Annotated in this window: 10 protein-coding genes and 1 riboswitch; of the genes, 2 read left to right on the top strand and 8 right to left on the bottom strand. The window is 67.3% G+C overall.

All coding sequences use genetic code 11. The features are described 5' to 3' along the window. Positions 1 to 2 precede the first annotated feature (2 nt). The gene (locus VKQ35_RS18400) at positions 3 to 992 is read left to right on the top strand and encodes a D-2-hydroxyacid dehydrogenase (RefSeq protein WP_324364173.1); all 990 of its coding nucleotides are present in this window, start codon (positions 3 to 5) and stop codon (positions 990 to 992) included. Here the strand turns inward: VKQ35_RS18400 and VKQ35_RS18405 are convergent. From VKQ35_RS18405 to rnd, 3 genes are all read right to left on the bottom strand, one after another. Next, complete coding sequence (locus VKQ35_RS18405) at positions 989 to 1825, bottom strand: hypothetical protein (RefSeq protein ID WP_324364174.1); 837 nt, start codon at positions 1823 to 1825, stop codon at positions 989 to 991. The two genes, VKQ35_RS18400 and VKQ35_RS18405, sit on opposite strands and share 4 nt — an antisense overlap. A 104-nt stretch (positions 1826 to 1929) precedes the next feature. Continuing rightward, positions 1930 to 2919 carry a metallophosphoesterase family protein gene (locus tag VKQ35_RS18410; protein WP_324364184.1) on the bottom strand — a complete coding sequence of 330 codons (990 nt, stop codon included), beginning with the start codon at positions 2917 to 2919 and terminating at the stop codon, positions 1930 to 1932. Between the two features lie 530 nt (positions 2920 to 3449). Further along, positions 3450 to 4631, bottom strand: coding sequence for a ribonuclease D (gene rnd / locus VKQ35_RS18415; RefSeq protein WP_324364175.1), 1182 nt, complete (start codon positions 4629 to 4631; stop codon positions 3450 to 3452). Positions 4632 to 4712: 81 nt separating this feature from the next. Between rnd and purM the strand changes: the two genes are divergently transcribed. Then, complete coding sequence (gene purM, locus VKQ35_RS18420) at positions 4713 to 5738, top strand: phosphoribosylformylglycinamidine cyclo-ligase (RefSeq protein ID WP_324364176.1); 1026 nt, start codon at positions 4713 to 4715, stop codon at positions 5736 to 5738. On the opposite strand, the gene VKQ35_RS18425 is transcribed toward purM, so the two are convergent. The 5 genes from VKQ35_RS18425 to VKQ35_RS18445 all read right to left on the bottom strand — a co-directional run. Continuing rightward, a complete protein-coding gene (locus tag VKQ35_RS18425; RefSeq protein ID WP_324364177.1) occupies positions 5735 to 6469 on the bottom strand; it encodes an alpha/beta hydrolase in 735 nt (244 codons plus the stop codon). The genes purM and VKQ35_RS18425 overlap by 4 nt on opposite strands. A 17-nt stretch (positions 6470 to 6486) precedes the next feature. Then, positions 6487 to 7494 (bottom strand): sodium:calcium antiporter, encoded by a 1008-nt coding sequence (locus VKQ35_RS18430; RefSeq protein ID WP_324364178.1) that lies wholly within the window; start codon positions 7492 to 7494, stop codon positions 6487 to 6489. Between the two features lie 25 nt (positions 7495 to 7519). Further along, positions 7520 to 7677: riboswitch (yybP-ykoY riboswitch) on the bottom strand. Between the two features lie 38 nt (positions 7678 to 7715). After that, a complete protein-coding gene (locus VKQ35_RS18435; protein WP_324364179.1) occupies positions 7716 to 8771 on the bottom strand; it encodes a 2-oxoacid:ferredoxin oxidoreductase subunit beta in 1056 nt (351 codons plus the stop codon). Continuing rightward, positions 8768 to 10612 (bottom strand): 2-oxoacid:acceptor oxidoreductase subunit alpha, encoded by a 1845-nt coding sequence (locus tag VKQ35_RS18440; RefSeq protein WP_324364180.1) that lies wholly within the window; start codon positions 10610 to 10612, stop codon positions 8768 to 8770. Before VKQ35_RS18440 ends, VKQ35_RS18435 begins: the two co-directional genes overlap by 4 nt. Further along, positions 10600 to 10872 (bottom strand): NADH-quinone oxidoreductase subunit I (locus VKQ35_RS18445; protein WP_324364181.1); only part of this gene is annotated, 273 nt, incomplete at its 5' end. The genes VKQ35_RS18440 and VKQ35_RS18445, both read right to left, overlap by 13 nt.

Here is a 10872-nt window from a genome sequence, read left to right on the forward strand (position 1 = left end):
CCATGCAGATCCTGATGACCAAGGCGGCCTATGGGCGCGTGGGCGAGCGGCTGGCGAAGGTCGCGCCGGACGCGCAGGTGGTGACCGCCGGCCCGGACGACGCCTACGAGCTGAACGGCGAGCCCATCGACAAGGACACCATCGACCCCGAGGTCGTCTGGCTCAGCCTCGACAGCTACGCCTCTGGCACGCTTGGCGGTCTCTATGGCCGGCTGATGAAGGCGCAGGCGCCGCGCTGGACCCAGATCATGGCCGCCGGCATCGACAACCCGATCTTCCGCAACATCATCGAAAAAGGCGTCCGCCTCTCCAAGTCGAGCGCCCAGGCGACGCCCATCGCCGAATATGTGGTCGCGCACGCGCTCAGCCTGCAGGTCCCGATCCAGGTCCAGGCCGATCTGCAAGCCAAGCACGAGTGGAAGTCGACGCCCTACCGCGAACTCGGCAACACCCGCTGGGTGCTGGTCGGCTTCGGCAACATCGGCCACGAAATCGCCAAGCGGATCAAACCCTTCGGCGTCGATCTTACCGTGGTCCGGCGCAGCCCGAAGGCCGATGGCGACCTCGCCGACCGGGTCATCACGCTTGCCGATCTTCGCCCGGTCCTGCCCGACGCCGACGTCATCGTCCTGGCCTGCGCGCTCAACGACGAGACCCGCGACATGTGCGACGCCGCCTTCTTCCAGGCCCTGAAGCCCGGCGCGATCCTGATCAACATCGGCCGCGGCGGCCTGGTGGACGAAGACGCGCTCAAGGCCGGCCTCGACCGCGACCAGCCGGCCCAAGCCGTGCTCGATGTCTTCCAGACCGAGCCGCTTCCGGGGGACAGCTGGATCTGGGACCACCCCAAGATCCGGGTCAGCGCCCACACCTCCAACTCCGGCGACGGCAACCTTGGCCGTGGCGACGAGCTCTTCCTCGAGAACCTGCGCCGCTATCTGGCCAAGGAGCCGCTGCTCAACGAGGCCGACAAGAGCGAGGTCGGGCTCTAGAGGAAGGGATCGATCTTCGCCAGTTGCGCCTGCAGGCCGGTCAGGTCGACCGTGGTTCCCTCGCCGTGTGCGACCGCGGTGTAGATTCCGTCGCCATTGCCGTCGGCGAACACTTCGAAGCTGGTATGCGAGCCGTGCGTGAACGTCTCCTCGACGATCCCCGGCGCGAGCTGGGTGAAGGCCTCACCGCTGTGGGGTGTGAAAGCGGTGACCGTTCCATCGGCGTGGACCGTGGAGATCGACGCCACGGCCCCACCCGCGCCAAAGGTGAACTCCGCCCGCTCGAACGGCTCTACCGACAGGGCTGTCGTCGCCGATCCTTCGGGGATGACCGTCTCCGTCCGGGAGGCGACCGCGAACAGGCCGGAGGCGCCTGTCTGCACATAGGTGGTGGTGTCGACCTCGTGGCCCTCCACGGCCGTTTCAGTGACGGTCGCGCCGCTGGCCGTAAAGGTCGCGTCCGGCGGCGCATGCAGGGCGTGCGTGTGCTCGTTGGCGGCGCTGGAGCCGGACACCACCTGCTCGGCGGTCACCGTCCCGTTGCTCACGGTGAAGCTGAAGCCGAAAACGTGGCCGGCGGCGTCGGTGGTCGTGGGGGTCAGGACCGTCTGGGTCTCCGACGTGATCTGGTAGAGGCTGGCGTTACCGGCCTCGGCGGTGAACTGGATCGTGTCGGTGGCGTGGGCGCCGGCCAGGGTCTCGGTGACCGTCCCCGCGCCGACCGCGAAGGTCGCGTCGCTGGGGATGCGAAGGGTCTCGGTGTGCTGGCCGAACACCGCCTCCTCGGCCGTCACCTGGTTGTTGACGATGGTGAATTCGAAGGTCCTGCTCATGAACTGCTCTCCTCAAGCCCGGTCCCCCGAGGCTCAAGGATCGCGCGGAATTCGGCGGAAATTCGGTGGCGGCGCGCCGAACCTGCAAAAGTCGGCGCTTGCGTCTACTTCGCCGGACACTTCGGCGGTCCATGGTCGAGACACAGCGCCTCGCCGCCGGCCGGCACGCGCCCCGTCTTGTCCAGCACCCCATCCAGCCGCAGGTTGGCGATCGACGGGCCGTCTTTGGTCATGGTCACCCACAGGAAGTGATCCATGGCGCCCGGCGAACCGTCCATGGCCCGGCCGCCGCCGGTCGTCCCCAGCATGATGTAGTCGCGCCCGCTGCGGACCGTGTAGCTGTAGCGGTGCAGGTGCCCGTTGATGAGCGTGTAGGGCCGGCCCTTCAGCGCCGCCTCGATCCGCCCCAGCCCGCCCTCGCCCGGCCGGTTCCACACCGGCTTGTGCATCAGGAGCACCGTCCAGCGGGCCTTCGGCGTCGCCTTCAGGACCTTCTCGAAATAGGCGTCCTGCTCCGGCCCGATCTCGCCGACTTTGGCCTCCATCAGGTCGGCGTAGGGCAGCGTTTCCGCCTTCTTCGGGTCGGTCTTCGAAGTCTGCAGATAGTCGTCGCGCAGGCGGTAGATCTCCTGCATCCGTGCAGCCGGATAGTCCTCGGTGTCCAGCACCAGGAACAGCACGCCCTTGTAGCTGAAATGGTAGTAGCGCCGCCCGTAGCGGGCCTCGAACACCTGCCGTTGCGCGAGGTTCGTCAGGTCGTGATTGCCGCCGACGTGGAAATAGGGCGCGTGCGTCGCAGCCAGCCGCGCGTCGAACTCGTCCCACTCGCGGTTCAGCAGGGCCTTGTCCTCGGTCCCGCCCTCGATCTGGTCGCCGATGGTGGTGATGAAGGCCGGATGCAGCAGGCCAAGCTCGGCCGCCGCCACCTCGAACACGCCCTTGCGGTAACCGGAGTAGAGGTCGGTCACCACGGCGAAGCTGAAGTTCCCGGGCGAATCGTCGAAGGGCTTGCCGGACCACGGCTTGGCGCCCTCGATCTTCGGCGGCTGGAAGTTCGGCGCCTTCGCCGCGTCGGCGGCCCCGACGAATGCCATCACAGCCACGGCCACCGCCGCCGCCGACCATCCGAATCCCCGCCGCATCCGCTCTGCCCCCGCTGTTCGTGCGATCATAGCGGCGCAGGGAAACGCGCATAGCAAGAGGGCGGCGCCTCGGTTGCCCGAAACACCGCCCTCTGAACCAGATCCGTTGGGGGATCTGAGCTTTCAAGGTCGAAGGGAATTTTGGGCTTCGCTGGATTGCTCCAGCTCGACTTCGATCCGTCTTCGGTGTCCCCGGGATCGAAAGGTTCGGGTTGCCCTGAGCCATCCTACCCCCGGGAGCCTCCTGTCCGCTCTCGTCCCGGTCGCCCGGTCCGCCGCGCCTCAGTCCCTCTCGGCAAATTCAGAATTGCGCCGATCCCGGACGGGCGCAACGGCCCGTTCGAAACACCCTGTGCGCGGACTCCGGCATGGGCGGTGCATGGGCTGTGGAGAACCCCGGGAGGCGGCCCGAAAGCCGCGGGAAATCAAGGCGGCGCGCTTATCCTCAGGAACCGTGAAATCGAACCCAAATGGGTGGCGGGTCAGCCTGCGCTGACGGCCTTCGGGGCGCGGCGAACCTCGACGACCCGCACGCGAGCGCCGTCCAGCACCAGGGCCAGTTCGCCCCGCTTCAGCTTCAGCGCGTCCTCGCCGAACGCCTCGCGCCGCCAGCCCTTCAGCGCCGGGGTGTCGGCCTCGTCGTCGTTGGCGATCAGGTCGAGGTCGGAGACCGTGGCGATCAGCTTGGACGCCACGCCCGCCTCCTCCGCCCGCGCCTTCAGGAGCACCTTGAGCAATTCGACCACCGCGCCCGCGGCGGGCGACGGCGCGGTGCGCGCCCGCTCGACAACCGGGGCGTAGGCCTCCGGATCCTTCAGCGCCTCGCGCACGGCGGCCAGCAGGTCCGGTCCGAACCGCGAACCGGAGAAGCCCTTGGGAACCGAGCGCAGGCGGTCCAGCTGGTCGGCATCGGTCGGGGCCTGGGTCGCCACCTCGTCGATGGCCTCGTCCTTCAGGATGCGCCCGCGCGGTTGGTCTCGGGTCTGCGCCATCCGCTCGCGCCAGGCGGCGACGGCCTTGTAGACCGCCATGTACTTGGCCGCGTGCTTGCGCGGCCGAAGCCGCTTCCAGGCGTTTTCCGGCTCGACGTCATAGACCGCCGGGTCGGTCAGATTGGCCATCTCGTCGGTGACCCAGCCCAGCCGGCCTTCCTTCTCCAGCCGCTCGCGCAGCATCGGATAGAGCGAGGCCAGGTGGGTCACGTCGGCCAGCGCATAGGTCAGCTGATTGTCCGACAGCGGCCGGCGCGCCCAGTCAGTGAAGCGCGAACTCTTGTCGAGCTCGATCTTCAGCATCTGGCGAACCAGCGCGTCATAGGCGATCTGCTCGCCGAACCCCGCGGCCATGCCGGCCACCTGAGTGTCGAACAGCGGCCTGGGCATGGCCTGCAGGTTGTTGAAGATTTCCACGTCCTGGCGCGCGGCATGGAAGACCTTGAGGATTTTCTCATCGCGCATGATGGCCAGGAACGGCTCAAGGTCGATGCCCTCGGCCAGCGGATCGATGCAGGCCTCGACGCCATTGGCGCCGGCGGCCTGGATCAGGCACAGCTTCGGCCAGTAGGTCGTCTCGCGCATGAACTCGGTGTCCACGGCGACGAACGGCTGGCCCTTGAGCTTGTCGCAAAACACCGCCAGTTCCGCGGTGGTCGTAATCGGCGTCATCGATTAGCTATAGCCCGGCGAGGCGGCGAGTCTGCAAGCCCGCGTTTGACCTGCGGTAATTTTCTCTCGAAGGCGTCGAAGATGTCCGACCGGCCCAATGGCCTTACCTATGCTGAGGCCGGCGTCGACATCGACGCCGGAAACGCTCTCGTCGAGCGCATCAAGCCGCTGGCCAAGTCGACCCGCCGCGCCGGCGCGGAGGCGTCCCTGGGCGGTTTCGGCGCGCTCTTCGATCTCAAGGCCGCGGGCTATGACGATCCGCTGCTGGTCACCACCACCGACGGGGTCGGCACCAAGCTGAAGGTCGCCATCGAGACCGGCATCCACGACACGGTGGGCGTCGACCTGGTGGCCATGTGCGTCAACGACCTCCTGGCCCAGGGCGCCGAGCCCTTGATGTTCCTGGACTATTTCGCCACCGGCAAGCTCGACGTCGAGGCCGCCGCCACGGTGGTCGCCGGGATCGCCGAGGGCTGCCGCCAGGCCGGCTGCGCGCTGGTGGGCGGCGAGACCGCCGAGATGCCGGGCATGTACGCGGCCGGCGACTATGACATGGCCGGCTTCTGCGTCGGCGCCGTGGACCGCGACAAGGTGCTGCCGCGCCTGGGCGACCAGAAGGTCGGCGACATCCTGGTCGGCCTGGGCTCCTCCGGCCCGCATTCCAATGGCTATTCCCTGGTTCGCCGCATTGTCGAGCGCTCGGGCCTGGCCTGGGACGCGCCGGCGCCGTTTGAAGGGGGCAAGACCCTCGCCCAGGCGTTGCTCGCCCCCACGCGGATCTATGTGAAGACCGTGTTGCCGCACCTGAAGGCCGGCCGCATCGAGGGTCTGGCCCACATCACCGGCGGCGGCCTGATCGAGAACCCGCCGCGCGCCATCGCCGAGGGCCTGGTCGCCAGGTTCGACTGGAACGCCTGGGTTCCCCCGCCGGTGTTCGGCTGGCTGCAGGAGGTCGGCGGCGTTTCCGACCTGGAGCTTCGGCGCACCTTCAACTGCGGCGTCGGCCTGATGCTGATCGTCGATCCGCACGACCTGCCCGACGTGCTCGAAGGCCTGGTTCGCGACGGCGAGGACGCCTTCGTGATCGGCGAACTCGCGAAGGCCTAGGCCGTCCCCGCGATCAGCGGGTCCAGGAAGAAGCGGAGCGCCGACAGCACCAGCTGCGGCGCATCGACGTGCAGATGATGGCCAGCGCCGGGCGCGACCTGGGTGCGGATGGCGGGATGCGCGGCGAGCAACGCGCGGTCGGCCTCAGTCACGATGCTGGGTTCCAGCGCCGTCGTCTCGTCCGGAGGGGCGCCGAACAGGCACAAGGTCGGGGTTCTCAGGCCGTCGAGCACGCCCGCGTAGCTGCGCGTCTCCACGGTGTCGGCCGATATTCCGAACACGGTCCAGATCAGGTCGACGGCGTCTTGCGGTGGCCGCCGCGCGAGCGCGGCGCGGAACTCTGGAAGAGCGTAGGCCAGGCCAGACGTGCGGATCAGTGGATCGAGCACAACCAAGCCCCGCACATTCGGCGCGCGCAGACCCATCGCCACCAAACCTCCCAGCGACGCGCCGCAGACGACGGTTGGACGGCCAAGCTGCGCAATCGCGGACGAATAGGCGGCCATGAAGACGCCCGGCGTGTTCGCCGTGAGGTTCGGACAGTGATTTCCCGGAATATGTCCCTGCAGCACCGCCGCTTGCGGCAGCCGCTGCGGAAGCAGGTCAAATGCGTCGATGGGCGCAAAGGCTCCGGCGATCACCACCACGACAGGCCGATCGTCGTCGAAGGCGGCCGGCTCGCCTCGCAGCCAGATCGGTCCAAGCGATGTCTCGAAGGCGCGAGTCTCCATGCCCTTGTTTGACACGCTCAGCCGAGGTGGAAACCCCAGACGATCGCAGCGAACAGGACGTAGAAGCCCGCCATCGCGGCCAGGAACCCGCGGCTGATCATCCCGCGCCGGAACGCCAGGAACATCGCTGCGACCGCGAGCGCGGTCACCGCGGCGCCCACCAGCAACGACCTGTCCAGGATCCAAGGCGTGAAGAACAGGCCAAGGGCGGTCGGCACCGTCGCCTGGATCATCATCGCGCCGGAGATGTTAGCGAGCGCCAGGCGGTGTTTGCCCTGCCGCACCCAGATGATCGCGTTCAGCGTCTCCGGCAGTTCAGTGGCGATGGGGCTCAGCAGCAAGGCCAGCAGCTGTGGCTTGATCCCCAGCGCAGGGCCCAGCACGTCGAGTTGCTTCACGAAATATCGGCTGGCCAGGAAGATCACGGCCAGGGCCAACAGCGTTTGGACGACGGCCACCCAGGTCTTGGGCTCGGCCGCCTGCGGCGTCAGCTTGAGGGGTTCGAGCTCGTCTTCCTCAAGGCTGCCCTCGCCACGCATCTCCTTCCAGAAGTAGGCGCCGTAGGCCGCCAGGAAGAGCGCGCCGAGCCAGGGCTTGAAGGCGAAGGCCACGACGCCGAGCGCGATCTTCCCGGCGAAGATCACCAGGAACCAGCCCTGATCGCGGCTCAGGTTCTTGAAGTCAGCGCGGATCGCCGCGGTTTTCGGGAGCTGGGTGCGGCAAAGGATCAGCACCACCCCGACCGTGGCGTAGGCGATGGTCGAGAGCACCAGTGGGCCGCCCAGCGCCGCGCCGATGCCGATCTGCTTCTGGGCGGCGGTCGCTCCGAACACCACGGCGACGAAGGTGACCACGCTCTCCGGCAGGGCGGTGCCGAACGCCGCCAGGATCGAGCCCGTGGCCTGCTCGCCCACGGCGAAGCGGCGGCCGACCCACTCGACGCCGTTCACGAAGAACTCGCAGGCGAGATAGATCACGGCCGCTGAGCCCAGCAGCAGGGCGACGGTCAGGAACAGCGGGTTCATCGAATCTCTTTAGGGGGTCGGACGCAGGCCAAGGGGATCGGCGCCCTCGCCCAACCCAGGACGAACGCCGAACCCATTGGTCTCACCAGGTCCGTTTGGACTGTCCGCGCCATGACGAAAGTCAGGTGTGTTGACGCGAGCGCCTCTGGGATACGAGGCCGGCTACTCCCCAAAGAGTGGGTGGGTCTTACGTAGCCTGCCGCGGGCGGTCAACGCCGAAGCTAGCGCAAGCCGGCGTTGATCGCCGCCAACGCCTTGGAGCCCGGCACCAGGGCGGCGTTGTCGAGCTCGTTCAGCGGCGTCGCCACGGTGTCGAGCGCATCGTGCAGATCGCCGGCGTCCGGATCGACGTAGAGCAGGCCGGTGACGATCTCGCCTTTGATCTGCCGCGACCCCAGGAAGCCCAGCGCCTGGGCGCGGTCGGAGGGATCGTAGAGCTCGGCCAGCTTGTGCAGCGAGAGCACCGAGCCGTCGTGTTGGGTGACCATCACCGTCTCGCCCGGCTGATAGTTCACATGGATCGGCGAACGCGCCGGGATCATGTCCAGCTGGTTCACCGCCTCATTGTGCTCGCGGACATAGTCGAAGCTCTTGGTCGAGCCCACGTGGTTGTTGAACTGCACGCAGGGGCTGATCACGTCGATGAAGGCCGCGCCCTTGTGCGCCAAGCCCGCCTTGATCAGCGGGATCAGCTGGTCCTTGTCGCCGGAGAACGAGCGGCCGACGAAGGTGGCGCCGAGCTGCAGGGCCATGCCGACCAGGTCGATGCCGGCGTCGTGGTTGACCACGCCCTTCTTGGACTTGCTGCCCTTGTCGGAGGTCGCCGAGAACTGGCCCTTGGTCAGGCCATAGACCCCGTTGTTCTCGACGATGTAGAGCATGTTGACGCCGCGCCGAACGGCGTGGGCGAATTGGCCCAATCCGATGGACGCGGAATCGCCGTCGCCGGAAACACCCAGGTAAATCAGATCCTTGTTGGCAAGGTTGGCGCCGGTCAGGACGGACGGCATTCGACCGTGCACGGTGTTGAAACCGTGGCTCGCGCCCATGAAATAGTCGGGCGTTTTCGAGGAGCAGCCGATGCCGGAAAGCTTGGCGATCCGGTGCGGCGGCAGGTCGAGCTCGAAGGCCGCCTGGATGATCGCCGACGAGATCGAGTCGTGGCCGCAACCGGCGCAAAGGGTCGAGACCGAGCCCTCGTAATCGCGGCGCGTGAACCCGCGCGCGTTGGTCGGCAGGTTCGGGTGATGCAGCTGGGGTTTCAGGATGTAGGTCATTCGGCGGCCTCGGTCTGGCCTAGGGCCAGGATCTGGCCGATCTCGCGGGCGATGAACCGCGCGGTGATCGGCGTTCCGTCGTAGTGCAGCACCGGCGCGAGCTTGGCCGGATCGATCTCGCCTTCGTTGACCAGCAGGGTGCGCAGCTGCGCGTCGCGGTTCTGCTCGACCACGAAGACGCGGTCGTGGGCGGCGATGAAGTCGTAGACCTCGTCACTGAACGGGAAGCCACGCACGCGCAGGGCGTCCAGATGGCGGCCTTGCGCCTCCAGGGTCTCCAGCGCCTCGTGCATCGAGGGCGTCGTGGAGCCGAAGTAGATCACGCCATCGGAGGTCTTGCGCTTGGCGGGCCGCGCGACCGGCGCCGGGATCAGCGACTTGGCGGTCTCGAACTTGCGCAAGAGGCGCTGCATGTTGTCGACATAGACCGCGCCCTCCTCGGAGTAGCGCGCGTAGGGATTGCGCGAGGTGCCGCGGGTGAAATAGGCGCCCTTGTTGGGGTGCACGCCGGGATAGGTGCGGTAGGGGACGCCGTCCCCGTCCACGTCCTTGTAGCGGCCGAAGTCGGCGCCCGCCTCCAGCTCGTCGTGGGTCATCACCTTGCCGCGGTCGAGCTGGCGGCTGTCGTCCCAGGCGAAGGGCTTGGTCAGCCACTCGTTCATGCCGATGTCGAGGTCGAGCATGACGAAGATGGTGGTCTGCAGCCGGTCCGCCAGGTCGAAGGCCAAGGCCCCGAACTCGAAGCATTCGCCCGGATCGCAGGGCAGCAGCATCGGGTGCTTGGTGTCGCCGTGGCTGGCGTAGGCGGCGCCGATCAGGTCGGCCTGCTGGGTCCGGGTCGGCATGCCGGTCGACGGCCCGCCCCGCTGCACGTCGAAGATCACCGCCGGAATCTCGGCAAAGTAGGAAAGGCCGATGAACTCGGTCATCAGCGAGATGCCGGGCCCGGACGTGCAAGTGAAAGCGCGCGCGCCGTTCCAGCCCGCGCCCACCACGATGCCGATGGAGGCGATCTCGTCTTCGGCCTGGACGATGGCGTAGCGGGCCTTGCCGTCAGGGTCGGTGCGTAGGTCCTCGCAGTAACTGGTGAACGCCTCGGCCAGCGAGGTGGACGGCGTGATCGGATACCAGGCGCAGACCGTGGCGCCGCCATAGACTGCGCCGAGCGCGGACGCGGCGTTGCCTTCCACATAGATGCGGTCGCCCACCTTGTCGGCCTTGCGGACCTGCAGGCGGATCGGCTGCAGGTGCTCGTGCACATAGGCGACCCCCATGTGCAGGGCCTCGAAATTGGCGTCGATCAGCTTCTGGCGCCCGGCGAACTGCTCCGAAAGGATGGTCTCGATCACCTTGGGATCGATGCCCAGCAGGGCTGCCAGCGAACCCAGGTAGACGATGTTCTTGAACAGCTGACGCTCGCGTGGCAGCTGGTAGCGCGCGTTGCACATCGCCGTCAGCGGCACGCCCAGCACGGTGATGTCGTCGCGGAACTTGCTGGGCGGCAACGGCTTGGTGGAATCGTAGAACAGGAAGCCGCCGGGCTCGATCTCGGCCACGTCCTTGTCCCAGGTCTGCGGGTTCATCGCGACCAGCAGATCGGTGCCGCCGCGGCAGCCGAGATGGCCGGCCTCCGAAACGCGCACCTCGAACCAGGTCGGCAGGCCCTGGATGTTCGACGGGAAGATGTTCCGGGACACGACCGAAATCCCCATGCGCAGGATCGCCTTGGCGAAGAGCTGGTTCGAGCTGGCCGAGCCCGAGCCGTTGACGTTGGCGAACTTCACGACGAAGTCGTTGATCCGCTCGAGGGCGCGCGGCGCCCGTTCCATCATTTGTGGCATGCCGGTCCGGCCTGAGTCATCTCGAGGAAGAATTTCTGCATGTCCCAAGCGCCCGTCGGACAGCGTTCGGCGCACAGCCCGCAATGCAGGCAGACATCCTCGTCCTTCGCCATGATGCGGCCGGTCTTCAGCGCCTCGGACAGATAGAGATCCTGCGTCACATTGCTTGCCGGGGCGTTAAGGCGCGTCCGCAGCTCCTCCTCCGGCCCATTTGCGGTGAAGGTGATGCAGTCCATCGGACAGATGTCGACGCAGGCGTC

Origin of the sequence: Phenylobacterium sp., from assembly GCF_035309685.1 — a bacterium.
Classification (GTDB): Bacteria; Pseudomonadota; Alphaproteobacteria; order Caulobacterales; family Caulobacteraceae; genus Phenylobacterium.

What these genes read in the sequence shown, in the direction of transcription:
- VKQ35_RS18405 (WP_324364174.1), bottom strand. Translation starts at nt 1,825, where the DNA reads ATGAGCAGGACCTTCGAATTCACCATCGTCAACAACCAGGTGACGGCC.
- VKQ35_RS18410 (WP_324364184.1), bottom strand. Translation starts at nt 2,919, where the DNA reads ATGGCATTCGTCGGGGCCGCCGACGCGGCGAAGGCGCCGAACTTCCAG.
- rnd (WP_324364175.1), bottom strand. Translation starts at nt 4,631, where the DNA reads ATGACGCCGATTACGACCACCGCGGAACTGGCGGTGTTTTGCGACAAG.
- VKQ35_RS18430 (WP_324364178.1), bottom strand. Translation starts at nt 7,494, where the DNA reads ATGAACCCGCTGTTCCTGACCGTCGCCCTGCTGCTGGGCTCAGCGGCC.
- VKQ35_RS18400 (WP_324364173.1), top strand. Translation starts at nt 3, where the DNA reads ATGCAGATCCTGATGACCAAGGCGGCCTATGGGCGCGTGGGCGAGCGG.
- purM (WP_324364176.1), top strand. Translation starts at nt 4,713, where the DNA reads ATGTCCGACCGGCCCAATGGCCTTACCTATGCTGAGGCCGGCGTCGAC.
- VKQ35_RS18440 (WP_324364180.1), bottom strand. Translation starts at nt 10,612, where the DNA reads ATGCCACAAATGATGGAACGGGCGCCGCGCGCCCTCGAGCGGATCAAC.
- VKQ35_RS18425 (WP_324364177.1), bottom strand. Translation starts at nt 6,469, where the DNA reads ATGGAGACTCGCGCCTTCGAGACATCGCTTGGACCGATCTGGCTGCGA.
- VKQ35_RS18435 (WP_324364179.1), bottom strand. Translation starts at nt 8,771, where the DNA reads ATGACCTACATCCTGAAACCCCAGCTGCATCACCCGAACCTGCCGACC.